This window comes from Bifidobacterium sp. LH_730 (assembly GCF_056355835.1).
The window spans coordinates 12,878-27,205 of record NZ_JBKETB010000003.1 but is presented as its reverse complement, the minus strand read 5'-3'; the positions used below and the strand labels follow the sequence as shown (position 1 = coordinate 27,205).

Below are 14,328 nucleotides of genomic sequence, written 5' to 3'. Positions count from 1 at the left end.
ATGGGAAGGAACATGCTGCCCCCGCTTCGGGGCGACGATTATCAGGTGGTCGACGGGATCGTCCGCTTCTGCAATACGGAATGCGGGCCATGCATCGAGGTCGTTGACGAGGAGTCCGGCGTGGTGGACCTCGAGCAGTGGCTGGATGAATGCGATCTCGAGGGCATCCGCGACTGGTGCGACCGCAGGCTGCTCGCGGCGCAAAGACTTCATGACAAGGAGGAACGATGATGATTGGCGATTCGGATTGGTCCCGCGACTATCCGGGAGAACTTCACGCATGCCCGGTGTGCGGGACGAGCATGCGCCTGTACGGCACGAGGGCGAAGCCGCCGAAAGGGGACGCGACCCTCGCGTATTGGGCGGACTGCGCCAACGGGCACGCACGCCGGTTCAAAGCGGACGGGTATGAGCCGTTCACGGTGACCGCGCCTCGCATCATGCTCGGCCGGAAGGCGGAGACCGGGCAGGCGATCCGCGAGTGGAACGAGTGGGCCGACGCGCACGGATACGCGCACGAGGAGCCGGAACGACACTGGCACGACCTGTATGCGGGCATGCCCGCGCCCTGTCCGATCTGCCGGCATGAGGTGTTCCCGAGCAGGGACAAGTGGGGGAGCGTGTTCATCTCCTGCGAGGCCCACCCGCAATTGGGCAGGGCGACCGCGCAATACGAGCGTGACATCTCCAGACAATGGAATGACCTTGTCGACGACTGGCTTACGCTGGCCGCCGCCTCGTGCCGCATGTGCGAGCGGGAACACGGGGATCCGAGGCCGCGTCTCCACGGCGTCGAGGACAAGGACCGGCCCTACGCGTGCTCGTGCGCATGCACGACCGGCCAGGGGTCTACGTGGCAAGGCGCCCTCCATGACTGGAAGCGGAGGGCGGAGGATCGGTATGACGACTGGCTGCAACGCCATGATGCGGCCGAAGGCGCCGATAGGGAGCTCGCCGGAATCGAGGAGACCCGCCGGCTCATCCAAGGCGCCGACGATGGCAGGTGAGCACGGCGGCTTCCTGGACGGGGTCAGACGCGGCATGCGCATCGCCGGCCCGTTCGCCCGGTTCTCGCATGAGCCGTGGCCGGCGGACCCCATGCCCACGGTCGCCGAGCATCTGGCCAAGTATGGTCCGCCGGAGACCAGCGGCCAATGGTTCGACCAGGCGGAAGCGGACTGGTATCGCATGCTCGCCGACCGCAAGCGATTGTTCCGCCGATACCTGGCGGGCCTCCGGTGCGGGACAGCGCTCACGGCCCTCCTCGAACTCCTGGCGGTCGCCGCGGTGGGTGTGCTCATCATCCGGTTCGTCCTGGAGGGAGCGGCATAAGCCAGACGATTTAGGGCTTTTTTGTTGTTTTGGCGTGCCTGTTTGGGTCTTTTCTTCCACGGGGATACAATAAGTCTGTAAATATGTATGTTTTATACGTTTTTCAAGAGTTTTTGTCAATGAGGAGCTGAAATGATCCGGCTGAAAAAACTGGAGATGCAGAACGTCAAGAACGTGGTTCATGGCGCCATCGATTTTCAGACGAACGGTGCGGGAGGCTCCGTCACCGGAATCTACGGACAGAACGGGTCTGGCAAGACGGCGGTCATCGACATCCTCGAATGCCTCCGTGAGATCATGGCGGGCATGCGGCTGGCCCCCAACAGCGCCGATTACATCCGCTACGGAGCCCCGGACATGACCGTGACCGCCCTGTTCGAGATAGATGGGACGCTCGTTCAATACGATGCGACGTTCATCAAAGGCGGCGAAGACAACAGGCTGCGGATCAAGGGCGAAACCATGCGAATCGGCGACGACCCCGCCAAGATGGGACGCCCCGTGTTCGCGCATGAACTCGACGGGGATCCCGACAAGCCGGGCAGGAAGAAATTCAAGCTCACCCCCGCGTACATATGGAACGACATCCTCAGAAACGATCAGAGCATCCTCCTCGACGTCGCCTACGCGGAAACCCAGACGTTCGACCCGTCCATGTCATACGTCTTCTACAGGGACCATCTGCAGGGCATCGCGGACCGATACAAGGAAACAGAGGAATACAACGCCAAGACCGAGGAATACGTCGATCACCGCCTCGAACCATTGGCGAAGGCGGTGGACAGGCTCACCCATTTCGCCCTGCATGACATGTTCGTCGCCCAGACCTCCCGCACCGCGCCCGCCAGCTTCAACTACATCATCCTGCCCAACGCGGCGGGCATGCCCGACGACGAGCGCATGTACGATCTGCTGGGAGACAATATGGTCGGGCTTCAGGCCTTCTCCTCCCTCAAGGAAAGCCTGAAGACGTTCAACGAAGTCCTGCCCCGGCTGGTGCCCGGCCTGAACATCGAGGCCCGGGACAAAGGCAGCGCCAAGCTGGCGGACGGAAGCGAGGGTGTGAAGGTCGAGTTCCTTAGCGTGCGCGACGACAGTATCCGGATACCGTTCCGCTGCGAATCCGAGGGCATCGTCAGGCTCACGTCCCTGCTATCCCACCTGATCCACTCGTACAACGAGCCGGATGCATTCACTGCGATCGACGAATTGGACTCCGGTGTGTTCGAATACCTGCTGGGCCAGATAGCGGCGGTCATGTCCGAACGGGCGCATGGCCAGCTGGTGTTCACCGCGCACAATCTACGCACCTTGGAGACAATGCCGAACAGCAGCATCGTGGTCACGACCGTCAATCCGGGGGAGCGTTTCGCGGTCCGCCGGAACATCAGGGAGGTCCACAACCCTCGCTCCCGATACATCTCCAACCTCACCTCCGACGGCGACCAGATCCTCTACAGGATGACCGACGAGCAAAGCATCGCCACGGGCATGTACCGCGCCGGGCATCCCGGGCAGGACAACGGGGACGTCGACCGGGCCCTCCGGGCTCTGATCGGAGGCGAGTGACCGCATGGCGCGCAAAACCCTTCTCGTCCTCGTCGAGGGCCCCAGCGACTAGGACGTGGTCGCAAGGGCCCTGCGGGCTTTGTATTCGGATCGTGCCGTGGACGGGCTCGCCTACCATTTCGACGTCACCATCGTCAGAATGCATCTGGAGGACGCGGAGAGGAACGGCTACCAGTGGACGGAACATACGCCGATGCGCGAGATAATCCGTGAAACGGTCGAGCGATACCTCGCGTTCCATACCGAACTCACGTGGCACGATGTCTCCCACATCATCCACGTCACCGACCTCGACGGAGCGTTCGTGGACGACGAAAAGATCCGAATGGACGAGCGGGCATCCAAGGTGCGGTACGATCTGCACGCCATACACTCGAAGAACCCCGGCGGAATCGCGAAGCGAAACAAGGAGAAACGTCGCGGCACCCGCGAACTCCTCGGTATGAGCCACGTCACCCTCGACAGGTGGAGCGTCCCATACCGGTTGTTCTACGTGTCCCGCAACCTCGAGCACGCGTTCCTCGGCAATCCGGACAATCTCTCCGACGGAGAGAAGGAACGCATCTCCGCGCAACTGTCGACGTTGTTCGGCGCGCAGCCCGAACTCTATCGCAAGGCAGTGAAGCGGCTTTGGAGCATGCAGGGAAGCCCCTCGTGGATCGACTCATGGAAGCGGGCGACGACCGGGGACGGTTCGCTGCAACGTGGCTCGAACCTGTACCTCGTCGACGAATTCATCAAAACCACCAAAGCGGAGAGAAGCAACTGACGTCATCCTGGCCCGCGTTCCGCGAACCATGGCAATGTGACGCATCCTAGGTTGGAAACAACCCCAACCAAAGGAAAACGTTATGAAATGGATCCGACACACGGCCTCTCTCGCCGCCTGCGTTGCATGGATGTATGCGATCTGGGGCACCCGCGCCGCGTCCCCGTTGTTCCAGGCGCTCGCCCTGTCATTGTGCGGCCTGACCGCCATGGCGCTCGCCTTCCGTGACTTCGCGATCACCATCGGGCGCGGTGACCCACTGCCCGACGTGGACCTCGTCGAGTGGAGTCTGCCGGCGTGGATGGTCGGCTGGGTCGCGGCCGCCATGCTCGGCGCCATCGCATACCGCGAGGGACTGTCATTGCCCGCGGCGCTGGTCGAATGCGTGACGGTCGGCATGGCCGCCGGAGCGTTCGCGCAGAGCATCCGCAGATACATCCGCCTGTGCGGGGATGAGCGTGCGGCGCGCGCCCGGTCGGCCTCCCGAACGGACGGAACCATCAGCGAGGATTGATCCCAAGAGGCCGGGGACGCATGGCCTTGGCAAAGGAACGACCACGGGAGGAAACCATGATGGAGACAATCGACAACTACGAGCTCGCGCAGCAACTGCTCGACAGCGCGGGCAACTCGCAGGACCAAATGGGTGTGCTCTGCCTCGCGGTCAGCTCCATCGCCGCCAGCCGGCTCCACGAGGCGGAGGGGCTCGACAGCATCCTGCCGAACGACCGGCCGATCAAGGTCCAGCTCGACGACGACACCACGTTCGCCTACTATCTCGACGCCGGATGGAAGGAAACCCGCGATATGATCGGCGGCGAATGCTACGGGACCGTCACCCTCAAAGGCGGACCCCAATACTGGTCCCAGACCGATCCGATCGTCATCCCCAAGCACAGGATCACCGAGATCACGGCCGCCAGCAAGCCGGAGGACATCGAGCAGGATGCTTAGCGAACGACTGGTCCGCCTCGTCGCGGCGGATGCGCCCGATTATGTCAGCCCCGACACGGTGCGCCTCGCCGTAGAACAGGTCCGAAACCACAAGGAACTATGGTTCGCCGACGCGAACCATTGGGGGCAGATCATCCTCATGGGCCCCGGACTGACCATCGTCTGCGGGCCCGGCAACCGCCTCGACGTGGACAGGCGCGGATAAAAGCAAGGCACGCCGCGGCGTGCCAGGAAACCGTTTCCGCGGACTGGGCGGATCGGCTAGGAAGCCAGTCTAGTATCGAGGCGCGTCAATCTGGATGGGTTGTGCTTCCCTTGACGAATGGATACGATTGAGGGTACTTATCCGTATACGACTTGGGAGGATGGAATGCCGGTCGCAACACTGCTCGACAACATGATCTCCGTAACCAGCCTCAACCACGGCGGCGCAAGCAAAGCCCTGAGCCGCGTCGGAAACGACAACCCCGTGGTGGTGCTGAAGAACAACCGGCCCAGCGCCGTCATCATCACACCCGACGACTACAGGAGACTGACCCAGGCCGAAGAGGACTTCGCGCTCTACCGGGAGGCCATGGACCGTCTGAGGGACGACGACGGCACCCGCCTGACCCCCGACGAGGTGTATGGCAAGGACCACAAGTCCGCCGACGACGGATACGAGCCGGAGTTCGAATGACCGCCGACGCAAAATGGAAGGTCCTGTACACCAAGGCCGCGGCCAAGGACATCAGGCGACTGCGCGAACCAGTCATAAGCCACGTTCGCGCGGCGGTCGACAAGGTCGGTGGAAACCCACTGCCCTTCACCGAAGGCGGCTACGGCAAGCCGTTGGGCAACAAACGCAACCACAACCTGACCGGACTGCTGAAAGTCAAACTACGCGGCGACGACATCCGCATCGTCTACCGTCTGGAACGGACGGAACGAGAAATGCCAGCCATCGTCGTCAGCGTGCGCGACGACAACGCCGTATACGAGGAGGCGGCGCGCCGCATCTGATCACACGCGCTCCACCTCGACCTCCCATGGCTTGCAATATGCCTTTGAGCATTTGCCGCACGAACGACGCCCGTTCTTGAGATAGCCTCCCGCTGTCACCACATGGTTGCCGCATTCGCATTCGCACTCCCACAGGACGCGCCGCTGCGAGTCTCGCAGCCCGGTGTCCCTGAGCACGGTGAGCAAACCGAACTTCAATCCGACGAGGTCACGCTTGTTGGCCCTGCCCATTTCCTTCGCGAAAACCGACTGCCGTCTTTTCCTCTCAAGCATCCACGATTCGCTCAGTCTCCGTTTCCAGACGCTCTTGCGGCAGGCGGGACAAAGGTTGACGCCCTTCTGGTCGATCACTCCCTCCCACTTTCCCCCGCACGCGCATTCCCACTCGTACACCACGCAATCACGCTCTCTTCGCCCCGTGTCCCGGATCGCCTTGGAGAACCCTCTGCGCTGACCGGGATTCATGCATGCCTTCATCGAAACTTCCTCCATGTGCTTTCCGTTGTGCAACAGCATCCATGCGTCCCCGCGCTGACGAGGCACGTCTCCGGTCCTGTTCCTGAGTGAGCCGCGGCCATGTCATTGGTCGAGGGCCGGATTTTCGGCGACGTCGTTCACAGAGAATCCGGCCTGAGCGGCTCTCTTACAATCCCATGTGTCCGTTCCTCCGCCCGATGCTCGGTTCCTCGTCCAACATGACCATGGGGAAACCGCTCGGATCACCGACGAACCGTTCGACTAGCGCCCATTGACGTCGGCTTATGCCGATCCTTTCGTCGGGTCTGACCATGAGCACGGGCATGGCCGGCCGGGCGGCTTCGATGTCGGATAACCGGTTGGGATGGCATTCCTCGTCGTCGATCCATATGATTGGCTTCGGATCGGGGGAGTCGCGTTCGACCTCGATGCGGCGCAGGACGGCCGTGAGTTTGCCGGTCAGACGTCCCGCGCCGGTGACGGGGTCATACCAACGGACCGTCTCCGATAGGCCAACCCATCCGAGCTCCAGGTCGAGCAGGCGAGTGAACGGCTGCCATGTGGTCAGCCAATCCAGTTCGACGATGCCCGGCTCGACGAGCCGTCGATAGGCGTCGGCCAGTTCACCACTCCAACGGATGCGCACCTTCCCATACGGAGACCCCAATGAAAGCCGCTTCGACCGGTCGAAACGGAACGCATTCCCCAACGAATAGAGGGGCAGGCGCGGATCACCCGGCTTCAACCAGCCAAGCCGGTCCTGCCCGCCGCGACGCAGCATCTTCGCATCCGGGAACACGTTGAGCACGCCGTCGAAATCGGAATGCAGGATCACCTGGGCCATGATGGACTCCCTCCGCGTTCCCGGGTGTTAGGTCTATTCGAGTCGTGTGAATGCGTCCACGATCTGCTGCTGCACCGCCTGCTGTTGGGCGGCGGGCAGTTGGTCGCTGACCCGGATGACGATGGTGCCGACCCTAGTGTGGGAGCCGCTGGAGAGCACGGTGCCGTCGAACGCGGCGTGGTAGGCCTCGCGTTTCGCCGCGTCATCCTTGGTCCTGTAGACCTCGATGTTGCCGCCGGACTCAGTGCCCTTGTCCACGAGGTTGTCGCCGTCGAACTGGGCCAGGTCGATGCCCTCGTAGGAGAAGTAGATGCTGGCCGTGTATCCGCCCTGACGGTTCAGGAACCCGTTCGGATCATGGCCTTCGGTTACACTCTCGATGCCCGTCACGCCCGGCACCGTCCGCAAACGAGACACGATGAAATCCTGGGACGGATCCGTGACCTGCTTGAGCTGGCGGATGCCATTGTCCACGCTCGTGACCGCATCCTCCAGCCTCTTGATCGCGGCCGAATAGTCGAGCGGCTCGGCCAGTTCCTTGGCGCGCATCTTCAGCTCGTCCGTGCCCTTTGGCTTCTCTCCGACCGCACGTCGCTCCTTCTTCGCGTCCTTGACGACCTGCCTGGCATCCTTCTTCGTCTGCGGGTCCAGCGTGCCGGCCTTCGATTTGACAAGCCTATCCGCCTTGTCCAAGGCCTTGTCGAGCTTCGCATTCTCCGCATTCACCTTGTCGACGGCCGACTGCCATGCGACCTCGGCATCGCGGTGCGGAGCCTCGTAGCCGAACCACCAGCCGGCACCGCCGCCGACGATCAGACAGGCGGCCACGATGGCGGCGATGATGACGTTGCGTTTCTTCTTTTCCATGGGAACCTCCTCTTTCACCCCGGATTCATCCTGTTACTGCGTCGGGAGGCTAGAGAAGGGGAGTGGACCGGACCCCGTTGTCCGTGTTCCCGTTGATGAGCCGGCTTTCAGCGCTTGGTTTCGTTGGCGATTTGGAGGACCGTCTCGGCCATGGCCTTGCTCATGTAGCAGCTGTTGTTGGTCCCATAAAGGGCCATTCCGCGAATCATCGATTCCTTGATTCCCATCGTGTTTTCCTTTCTGTGGGTTTCAGCCGAAGGTCCCATGCCTTCGACCGGGACCATATGGTAGCGCGCCCATCCTGCGCATCGCCGGGAGAGGAACCGCCGGCCCACGGTCGCCCCGTGTCCACGCCGGTCGTCCATCGCATGATGGGACGCATGAAATCGCACAAACGTTGAAAGGAAAGTCCATGAGGATCGCCATAGACATCGACAACACGATCGCCGACTACACGGGCGCGCTGCGCGAGTACATCAGCGAACGGTATCCGGGGCTCGACGAGTATCCGATGACCGGGCCCACGGACTATGGGTTCGTGGATCCGACATGGCCGTTCGGCACGGTCGAGGAGTTCCGTGCCATGCACGCGAGGGCCGTGGATTCGGGCCTGTACCTCAAGGAGGAGGTCCTGCCATATGTCGAGGAGACGATTGACTTGCTCGAAGACAGGGGACATCAAGTGATGTTCTGCACGAGCCGCCGCGACGACACGCACGGGGACACATTGCGCTGGCTCAACGCGCACCACCTATTGCCGGCGGACCGGGGCCTGTGGATGGGAGGAAAGCTCCTGTTGGACGCCGACCTGTACGTCGAGGACAGCCCGTATGCGATCGGGACGCTTGCGGACGCGGGCAAGACCGTATTGCATCCCGACCGGCCGTACTTGGATGATTCGATGCCGGGCCTCACGTTCAAGGACTGGCGTGACGTGCCGGACATCATCGCCAGTCTGTGACGGCACACGTTCCGGTCGCCCCGGTTCCGACTTGAGCAATCCGGGCATGATGTGATTCAGCGAGTTCGGGACGCATGAGAGTCCCGACGGGAAAACACGAGCGACGAGGAGGGTAATCATGGGTGACATCATCCTGCATGACGGCGAGTACACGGGCCCCTGCGAATGCGGCTATTGCGAGTACGACGGCAACGATACGACCGCATTCGTATGCGAGGCGTGCGGCCGTCATGTCTGCGTGGAATGCGCGAACAGGTGCGCCGACTGCGGGCGCACCGTGTGCTGCGACGACGACACCTATTGCAGCACCCATGAACGCGACCTATGCTCCGACTGCGCGTTCGACCATGCGGACAAAGCATGCCGTCTGTGACGGACGGCATGCGAGGCCAAACGGGGAAGGACTGACAATGAGCGGATATCTGATCGGCAACCAGTGCGAGACATTGGCAAAGAACGGCGAGACCATCGCCCTGACCATCATCGGCCTGCCCGACGCGCATCACCTGCTGGTGCGCGCGCACTCGGGCGGCAGGACCCCGATCATCAAGGTCGGCATACGCAAGGATGGGAATCTGCGCCCTTGGTTCTCGAAGCGGACGATCCGACCCGATGACTTCCGTGACTTCGACGAATGGGAGAAGATCAGGCCCCACCATCACGCCATCAATGAGACGGGACCTGTCGAATGCAACAGATCACGTTCGTTCGCCACGCATCACAGTGGCGGCGACTGGTGGGCCGGACTGCCCGGCGACGGCTGGCCGTGCGACGAATGAGAAGGAGAAAGACGATGGGTGACACACAGGTGTTCCGTGGATGCGTGCCGTGCCCGGTCTGCGGGCATAGGCCGGTGATCGCGGTCGAGGATGCGGCCATGTCGGGAGACATCACGACGTACACGATGCGGGTCATCGAGGCGCATGCGAAGGACTCGCATTGCCCCTTCGCGCACGGATTCTCGGAACGCCAGACGGTGTCCGCCGCCGCGAGCCTCGTGGTCGAGGCCGACGAGACATGGGGCCGTCTCGTCGAGGAGTGGAACGTGCTGACGGCCGTTCCCTGCCTCGTATGCCAGCACCGCATCGTGTCGAAACGTCATGGCGACGGGTTCGCGCTGCGCTGCGACTGCCCCATCGACCGTCCTTACGGGCAGTCGGAGTTCCACCGCCGGTATCCGGAAGCATGCAGGGATAATCCGTTCGGCGACGGGACGAGCGCGGGGGGCGGATGACCCGCGCAGGATCCTGCATGACGCGAGCCTGGGCGCCGACAATCAGATGGGGGCCATGCGCCTTTACCTGAAAAGCATGAACGTCCTCAACGAACTCGACCAGGAATGGACGACACGACGAATCAAGGAGATGGGCAAATGACCCGCAGGACCATGACGATCAGCTACGACGACGCCTCCGACAGGGCGAGCGCCATGTACATTTGCAGCGTTGTCGCCGCCAACGACAGCTTGCGCTTCGAGTCGGACGGGCCGGATTCGCAGGCCTCGCGGCGCGTGTTCGATGAGATCCTGCGCCAGATGGATTGGATGCAGAGCCATTGCATCGATTGGGATGACCGCGACCATATCGACGAGTTTGAAAGCCGTGACGCGAACGGCGAGATGCTGGTCGAAATCCCCCGTGAAGACGGACAGTGGTATTTCAACGTGGACCGGATCGTGCGCGCCGCGTTCGGCGGGGACGCATCCCAAGGGCAGGACGACACCGAGGAGGAGTGATGGGCGTTCGAATCATGTACATGACCAGCGACGGAGAGGCGTTCGAGGACAGGGGCGCGGCGATGGCGCACGAGCGCCGCATCGGCCGGGACGATGGCATGGACTGGCTGGAACGCCGCGTCAAATACGTGATGGAACGCATCCGGCAGAAGGACAAGTGGCTGAAGAGCTTCGACCATCAGGTTCGTTTCACCCTTGGCGAGCTGAAGGAGACGGACGAATCCTCCTACCAGATGATCGCCGAACTCGCCGCCCGGCTCAGAGGCGAGGCTGTGGACGCGCGGCGCATGGAGGAGGAGAAACAACATGACCTGCTCGTCAACCTGCCCAAGGACCATACGCGGCTCATGGAAGACAACCGGGACGTGGACGGCACCTGCCGGATGCGCTTGGTCGACGGCGCCCCGTGCGGGCAGCCTACGGTCGAGGGCACGCGCTGGTGCGAGAAGCACGTCGACGAATGGTGCGACAGGCATGGGGAGCATTGTGACCACGCGAAGCGCATGGGAGGCAAGACGTTCCTATTGAAATGTGCGGAATGCGCCGGCGGCAAGGAGGATTAGACATGGGAGTAGTCACCACTTACGCGACCAGCGACGGCAGGACCTTCGACGATCTCGCGGAGGCGGAGGAGCACGAGCGGGAACTCGAGGAGTACGGGAAGGCGGATTGGATCGAACGCCGCCGGATCGACCTGCGGCATCGGAGGTTCCGGCTTGAGAACAAGCTCCAGTTGACGCGCGATCAAGTCGAGAAAGCGTTCCTCGACGTGTCGAACGCGGACACAACGGATTGCGTTGCGCTCAATCGGAAGGCGGCGACGCTCACCGACGCGGCGCGCGAGACGGTCGAACTCGAGTCGAAGCTGGCTGACGTGAATCGTCTGCTTGACCGGCTCGACCGCGACCATGACCTACTGCTCGAAGACAACCGGGACATCGACGGCAGCTGCAAGATGGCCACCATCGGCTTCAATGCGTGCGGCAAACGGACCGTGGAGGGCACCCGCTGGTGCAAGGACCATATAGACAAGTGGTGCGACAGGCATGGCCCGCACCAGGTCCAGAACCGGTATCTGGGCGCCTACACGTACAGGTACGAATGCCCCGAGACCAGCGATAACAGCGAATGCAAGTGAGAAGGGAGCGACGCATGGAGGCGAACGCCAAGAGGCTCGAAGCTCTTAAAGCCGAGTATGCGCAACTGAGGTATCGGCTGAACGACAGACATGCAAAACTGGCGCCAGAAGCGGTCTGGAGGAGATCGATGACCTGGCCGCGCGTCTGATCTCGATCCGAGGCATGCTCGGAAACGGCGGACGGCTGCCACAGGTCGTCCGCGGCGACGAGAGGAAGTGAGGAGAAGCATGGGGAAACCGGATCCGGGGCTGCACGTCGACCCCGATGGCGTCGTCTGGCTGTTGACCGTGGACGGCGAATGGCTGCGGAAGCATGACATCGACTGGCGCTGGTATCCGTTCGCCTATGGGCCCGCCGACCCGGATGGATTGATTGGCTTCGACATGGGCGACCTCGATCTGGAGGCGCAGGAGACGCCCCTGTTCCTGCGCCTCGTCGACCGGCTCGCCGACGACCGTGATTGGCTGTACATACCCGAGGGGCTTCCGGTCGAATACGACTTCCTGGATCACAGCCTCCTCATGGGCGACGGGGATGCGCCGGCCATCGACCTGGACCGGATGGCGGAGACCATCCTCGACGACCGGCGGGACCGGCTCCTCGACCCCGGCTTCTACATGGACGAAAACGCGAACATGTGGCTGAAGTCCCTGGAGCATCGATGGTATTTCTCCGACGTGGACGCGCCGGGCGAGTGGATGCGCGAGGACTGCGGGCGGATCGAAGTGCGGGCGCGGGACAGGCATATGCGCATGGTGAGCCGATACGACAAGGAAGGATCGAACGAATGAACGCCGAGGAATTGGACGGCATCAGGAGGCGCGTCCCCGCGCGTCCGGACACACCCATTCCCACACCCTACGAGGATCAGGTCAGGAAGATCATCATGGAGGGCACGCCGAAATCGGACCGCACCGGCACCGGCACGATAAGCCTGTTCGGCCAGCAGATGCGCTTCGACCTGTCGTATGCGATGGAACCGAACAAACCCGAGGACGCGATGGGCTTCCCCTTGCTGACCACCAAAACCGTGTTCTTCAAGGGACTGGCGCATGAGCTGCTGTGGTTCCTCAACGGTTCGGACGGCGGCAACATCGGCTATCTCACCGAGCACAATGTGCATATCTGGGATGAGTGGGCCGACGAGAACGGCGATCTGGGACCGGTCTACGGCGTGCAGTGGCGCTCCTGGCCCGCGCCGACGCCCGGCGATCCGAACCGCACGATCGATCAGATCGAGAACGTGCTCGACCTGATCCGCAACCATCCCGATTCACGGCGCATGGTCGTCACGGCCTGGAACCCGGCCGAGGTCGAGAACATGGCCCTGCCGCCCTGCCACGCGCTGTTCCAGTTCCATGTGGCCGACGGGCGCCTCTCCTGCCAGCTCTACCAGCGCTCCTGCGACATGTTCCTCGGCGTGCCCTTCAACATCGCCTCCTATTCGCTGCTCACGCTGATGATGGCCCAGCAGGCCGGCCTGGAGCCGGGGGAGTTCGTGTGGACCGGCGGCGACTGCCATGTCTACGACAACCACATCGACCAGGTGCTCGAGCAGCTGTCGCGCGAGCCGTATCCCTACCCGACGATCGCGATCGACAAGGCGTCTTCGCTGTTCGACTACCATTACGAGGACTTCCATATCGAGGGATACCGGCATCATCCCACGATCAAGGCGCCGGTCGCGGTCTGAGACGGTTCAAAGGCAGAAGGCGGGCGCTACGCCCTGGCGCTTATCCGCGCCGTTGATTGTGTAGTTCGGGTTTCCACGGAAATCGACTTGCAGAAAGACATCGGATTCGTCCGGATGGGACGACCGTTCCCATGCAACACCGTCGATCCCTCCGGCGGGATCAGCTCCGGAGGGATCGGACCAAAGCGTTTTAAGGATCGTATTGCGACCGTTACTGTTGGAGACCTTGCCGTCATAGAATTCGTATTGGCGACCTTCCTGGCTCCATGCTTGGGCCCCATCATAGCCCTTCCCTCCGTCGTCCATGGTCTGCACATACTCGCGGTAGGAAAGCAGCCAGAGTCTGTCATTGGTGCCGGTGGTGACGGCGTGTTTCGAGTTGCCGATGGTGTTGTTTGTCATTTTGACGACTGGCTCCACCGTGTCCCTCAGATCGGCGGGCATGCTCGCCCAGATTTCCCCGGAGTTCATGTTCTCCCGGAGAGAACTGTCGCGCCAGCCGCCCCTATTCGTTTCTCCGGCGGGGAAACAATGTTGCGAGGAGTCTTTATCTAACATGATCCCGTTCATGCAGTAGGTGCGAGGTAACGAATTGACGGTCTGGAACGTCAGGCCTGCCTTGCCGCTTCCGTTCGCCTTGTCGTCGTGAAGGATGCCGATCAGACGGACCGGCATGTCGACCTGCTGTCCCTTGGTGGCGACAGCAGTGCTCGTGACCTTGAGCGCGCCCCTCGTGTCCGCGTCCATCGCGGCCTTCATCTGTCCGTAATACTGCGAGCCTTGGCCGTTCGCGCTAAGGTCCTCGGCGATGGTCTTCAAACCCTTGGCCGAGTATCCGGCATAGCAGAAACCAGAGTCTCCTCCGCACGGTTCGGGTGTGGCCGCGTAGGCTGTCGCGCCGTTCAATCCCGCCGCCAGCAACAGCATCGTCGCCAATGCGGCGAAAACGGTCTTCAGATGCCTAAACGCAATGGGGGGGGGTGATG

23 protein-coding genes are annotated in these 14,328 nt (G+C 62.3%); 19 read left to right on the top strand and 4 right to left on the bottom strand.

Annotated elements, in window-relative coordinates; genetic code table 11:
- The 10 genes from AC1AUD_RS04980 to AC1AUD_RS04935 all read left to right on the top strand — a co-directional run bounded on the left by AC1AUD_RS04980 (window position 1) and on the right by AC1AUD_RS04935 (window position 5,626).
- Window positions 1–231 (top strand): hypothetical protein, encoded by a 231-nt coding sequence (locus AC1AUD_RS04980; RefSeq protein WP_476572665.1) that lies wholly within the window; start codon window positions 1–3, stop codon window positions 229–231.
- Complete coding sequence (locus AC1AUD_RS04975; RefSeq protein WP_476572663.1) at window positions 228–1,007, top strand: hypothetical protein; 780 nt, start codon at window positions 228–230, stop codon at window positions 1,005–1,007. The genes AC1AUD_RS04980 and AC1AUD_RS04975 overlap by 4 nt, the downstream gene beginning before the upstream one ends.
- Window positions 997–1,332, top strand: coding sequence for a hypothetical protein (locus tag AC1AUD_RS04970; protein ID WP_476572661.1), 336 nt, complete (start codon window positions 997–999; stop codon window positions 1,330–1,332). The genes AC1AUD_RS04975 and AC1AUD_RS04970 overlap by 11 nt, the downstream gene beginning before the upstream one ends.
- 132 nt (window positions 1,333–1,464) lie before the next feature.
- Window positions 1,465–2,901, top strand: coding sequence for an AAA family ATPase (locus tag AC1AUD_RS04965; RefSeq protein ID WP_476572659.1), 1,437 nt, complete (start codon window positions 1,465–1,467; stop codon window positions 2,899–2,901).
- 55 nt (window positions 2,902–2,956) lie between these two features.
- Entirely contained in the window at window positions 2,957–3,670 is a 714-nt protein-coding gene (locus AC1AUD_RS04960; RefSeq protein ID WP_476572657.1) for a hypothetical protein, read from the top strand.
- A gap of 82 nt (window positions 3,671–3,752) precedes the next feature.
- Window positions 3,753–4,184, top strand: coding sequence for a hypothetical protein (locus AC1AUD_RS04955; protein ID WP_476572655.1), 432 nt, complete (start codon window positions 3,753–3,755; stop codon window positions 4,182–4,184).
- Between the two features lie 56 nt (window positions 4,185–4,240).
- Window positions 4,241–4,624, top strand: a complete 384-nt coding sequence (locus AC1AUD_RS04950; protein ID WP_476572654.1) for a hypothetical protein — start codon at window positions 4,241–4,243, stop codon at window positions 4,622–4,624.
- A complete protein-coding gene (locus tag AC1AUD_RS04945; RefSeq protein WP_476572653.1) occupies window positions 4,617–4,829 on the top strand; it encodes a hypothetical protein in 213 nt (70 codons plus the stop codon). Before AC1AUD_RS04950 ends, AC1AUD_RS04945 begins: the two co-directional genes overlap by 8 nt.
- Window positions 4,830–4,994: 165 nt before the next feature.
- Window positions 4,995–5,303 (top strand): type II toxin-antitoxin system prevent-host-death family antitoxin, encoded by a 309-nt coding sequence (locus AC1AUD_RS04940; protein ID WP_476572651.1) that lies wholly within the window; start codon window positions 4,995–4,997, stop codon window positions 5,301–5,303.
- Window positions 5,300–5,626 carry a type II toxin-antitoxin system RelE family toxin gene (locus tag AC1AUD_RS04935; protein ID WP_476572649.1) on the top strand — a complete coding sequence of 109 codons (327 nt, stop codon included), beginning with the start codon at window positions 5,300–5,302 and terminating at the stop codon, window positions 5,624–5,626. Before AC1AUD_RS04940 ends, AC1AUD_RS04935 begins: the two co-directional genes overlap by 4 nt.
- On the opposite strand, the gene AC1AUD_RS04930 is transcribed toward AC1AUD_RS04935, so the two are convergent.
- The 3 genes from AC1AUD_RS04930 to AC1AUD_RS04920 all read right to left on the bottom strand — a co-directional run bounded on the left by AC1AUD_RS04930 (window position 5,627) and on the right by AC1AUD_RS04920 (window position 7,814).
- Window positions 5,627–6,103 carry a hypothetical protein gene (locus AC1AUD_RS04930; RefSeq protein ID WP_476572647.1) on the bottom strand — a complete coding sequence of 159 codons (477 nt, stop codon included), beginning with the start codon at window positions 6,101–6,103 and terminating at the stop codon, window positions 5,627–5,629.
- Between the two features lie 166 nt (window positions 6,104–6,269).
- A complete protein-coding gene (locus AC1AUD_RS04925) occupies window positions 6,270–6,947 on the bottom strand; it encodes a hypothetical protein (protein ID WP_476572645.1) in 678 nt (225 codons plus the stop codon).
- A 33-nt stretch (window positions 6,948–6,980) separates the two neighbouring features.
- On the bottom strand, window positions 6,981–7,814 hold the full coding sequence (locus tag AC1AUD_RS04920; protein ID WP_476572643.1) for a hypothetical protein: 834 nt from the start codon (window positions 7,812–7,814) through the stop codon (window positions 6,981–6,983).
- A 412-nt stretch (window positions 7,815–8,226) separates the two neighbouring features.
- Here AC1AUD_RS04920 and AC1AUD_RS04915 point away from each other — a divergent pair, with 412 nt between their 5' ends.
- From AC1AUD_RS04915 to AC1AUD_RS04875, 9 genes are all read left to right on the top strand, one after another.
- Window positions 8,227–8,775: a 5' nucleotidase, NT5C type gene (locus tag AC1AUD_RS04915; protein ID WP_476572641.1), complete on the top strand. Its 549-nt coding sequence runs from the start codon at window positions 8,227–8,229 to the stop codon at window positions 8,773–8,775.
- A 118-nt stretch (window positions 8,776–8,893) separates the two neighbouring features.
- Entirely contained in the window at window positions 8,894–9,148 is a 255-nt protein-coding gene (locus AC1AUD_RS04910) for a hypothetical protein (protein ID WP_476572639.1), read from the top strand.
- A gap of 37 nt (window positions 9,149–9,185) precedes the next feature.
- The gene (locus AC1AUD_RS04905; RefSeq protein WP_476572637.1) at window positions 9,186–9,554 is read left to right on the top strand and encodes a hypothetical protein; all 369 of its coding nucleotides are present in this window, start codon (window positions 9,186–9,188) and stop codon (window positions 9,552–9,554) included.
- 14 nt (window positions 9,555–9,568) lie between these two features.
- Window positions 9,569–10,009 (top strand): hypothetical protein, encoded by a 441-nt coding sequence (locus tag AC1AUD_RS04900; RefSeq protein ID WP_476572635.1) that lies wholly within the window; start codon window positions 9,569–9,571, stop codon window positions 10,007–10,009.
- 138 nt (window positions 10,010–10,147) lie between these two features.
- Window positions 10,148–10,510 (top strand): hypothetical protein, encoded by a 363-nt coding sequence (locus AC1AUD_RS04895; protein WP_476572634.1) that lies wholly within the window; start codon window positions 10,148–10,150, stop codon window positions 10,508–10,510.
- Entirely contained in the window at window positions 10,510–11,073 is a 564-nt protein-coding gene (locus AC1AUD_RS04890; protein WP_476572632.1) for a hypothetical protein, read from the top strand. Before AC1AUD_RS04895 ends, AC1AUD_RS04890 begins: the two co-directional genes overlap by 1 nt.
- Window positions 11,074–11,075: 2 nt before the next feature.
- Window positions 11,076–11,648 (top strand): hypothetical protein, encoded by a 573-nt coding sequence (locus AC1AUD_RS04885; RefSeq protein ID WP_476572630.1) that lies wholly within the window; start codon window positions 11,076–11,078, stop codon window positions 11,646–11,648.
- A 228-nt stretch (window positions 11,649–11,876) separates the two neighbouring features.
- Window positions 11,877–12,440: a hypothetical protein gene (locus AC1AUD_RS04880; RefSeq protein ID WP_476572628.1), complete on the top strand. Its 564-nt coding sequence runs from the start codon at window positions 11,877–11,879 to the stop codon at window positions 12,438–12,440.
- Window positions 12,437–13,342, top strand: a complete 906-nt coding sequence (locus AC1AUD_RS04875) for a thymidylate synthase (protein WP_476572626.1) — start codon at window positions 12,437–12,439, stop codon at window positions 13,340–13,342. The genes AC1AUD_RS04880 and AC1AUD_RS04875 overlap by 4 nt, the downstream gene beginning before the upstream one ends.
- Window positions 13,343–13,348: 6 nt before the next feature.
- On the opposite strand, the gene AC1AUD_RS04870 is transcribed toward AC1AUD_RS04875, so the two are convergent.
- Window positions 13,349–14,269, bottom strand: coding sequence for a DUF6273 domain-containing protein (locus AC1AUD_RS04870; RefSeq protein WP_476572624.1), 921 nt, complete (start codon window positions 14,267–14,269; stop codon window positions 13,349–13,351).
- Between the last annotated feature and the right edge of the window lie 59 nt (window positions 14,270–14,328).

Excerpts from the sequence above, each read along its gene's own strand:
- AC1AUD_RS04965 (WP_476572659.1), top strand. The coding sequence starts at position 1,465 with ATGATCCGGCTGAAAAAACTGGAGATGCAGAACGTCAAGAACGTGGTT.
- AC1AUD_RS04980 (WP_476572665.1), top strand. The coding sequence starts at position 1 with ATGGGAAGGAACATGCTGCCCCCGCTTCGGGGCGACGATTATCAGGTG.
- AC1AUD_RS04975 (WP_476572663.1), top strand. The coding sequence starts at position 228 with ATGATGATTGGCGATTCGGATTGGTCCCGCGACTATCCGGGAGAACTT.
- AC1AUD_RS04870 (WP_476572624.1), bottom strand. The coding sequence starts at position 14,269 with ATGCTGTTGCTGGCGGCGGGATTGAACGGCGCGACAGCCTACGCGGCC.
- AC1AUD_RS04895 (WP_476572634.1), top strand. The coding sequence starts at position 10,148 with ATGACCCGCAGGACCATGACGATCAGCTACGACGACGCCTCCGACAGG.
- AC1AUD_RS04875 (WP_476572626.1), top strand. The coding sequence starts at position 12,437 with ATGAACGCCGAGGAATTGGACGGCATCAGGAGGCGCGTCCCCGCGCGT.
- AC1AUD_RS04890 (WP_476572632.1), top strand. The coding sequence starts at position 10,510 with ATGGGCGTTCGAATCATGTACATGACCAGCGACGGAGAGGCGTTCGAG.
- AC1AUD_RS04880 (WP_476572628.1), top strand. The coding sequence starts at position 11,877 with ATGGGGAAACCGGATCCGGGGCTGCACGTCGACCCCGATGGCGTCGTC.
- AC1AUD_RS04970 (WP_476572661.1), top strand. The coding sequence starts at position 997 with ATGGCAGGTGAGCACGGCGGCTTCCTGGACGGGGTCAGACGCGGCATG.
- AC1AUD_RS04930 (WP_476572647.1), bottom strand. The coding sequence starts at position 6,103 with ATGAAGGCATGCATGAATCCCGGTCAGCGCAGAGGGTTCTCCAAGGCG.
- AC1AUD_RS04910 (WP_476572639.1), top strand. The coding sequence starts at position 8,894 with ATGGGTGACATCATCCTGCATGACGGCGAGTACACGGGCCCCTGCGAA.
- AC1AUD_RS04900 (WP_476572635.1), top strand. The coding sequence starts at position 9,569 with ATGGGTGACACACAGGTGTTCCGTGGATGCGTGCCGTGCCCGGTCTGC.
- AC1AUD_RS04940 (WP_476572651.1), top strand. The coding sequence starts at position 4,995 with ATGCCGGTCGCAACACTGCTCGACAACATGATCTCCGTAACCAGCCTC.
- AC1AUD_RS04925 (WP_476572645.1), bottom strand. The coding sequence starts at position 6,947 with ATGGCCCAGGTGATCCTGCATTCCGATTTCGACGGCGTGCTCAACGTG.
- AC1AUD_RS04935 (WP_476572649.1), top strand. The coding sequence starts at position 5,300 with ATGACCGCCGACGCAAAATGGAAGGTCCTGTACACCAAGGCCGCGGCC.
- AC1AUD_RS04945 (WP_476572653.1), top strand. The coding sequence starts at position 4,617 with ATGCTTAGCGAACGACTGGTCCGCCTCGTCGCGGCGGATGCGCCCGAT.
- AC1AUD_RS04885 (WP_476572630.1), top strand. The coding sequence starts at position 11,076 with ATGGGAGTAGTCACCACTTACGCGACCAGCGACGGCAGGACCTTCGAC.
- AC1AUD_RS04950 (WP_476572654.1), top strand. The coding sequence starts at position 4,241 with ATGATGGAGACAATCGACAACTACGAGCTCGCGCAGCAACTGCTCGAC.
- AC1AUD_RS04920 (WP_476572643.1), bottom strand. The coding sequence starts at position 7,814 with ATGGAAAAGAAGAAACGCAACGTCATCATCGCCGCCATCGTGGCCGCC.
- AC1AUD_RS04905 (WP_476572637.1), top strand. The coding sequence starts at position 9,186 with ATGAGCGGATATCTGATCGGCAACCAGTGCGAGACATTGGCAAAGAAC.
- AC1AUD_RS04915 (WP_476572641.1), top strand. The coding sequence starts at position 8,227 with ATGAGGATCGCCATAGACATCGACAACACGATCGCCGACTACACGGGC.
- AC1AUD_RS04955 (WP_476572655.1), top strand. The coding sequence starts at position 3,753 with ATGAAATGGATCCGACACACGGCCTCTCTCGCCGCCTGCGTTGCATGG.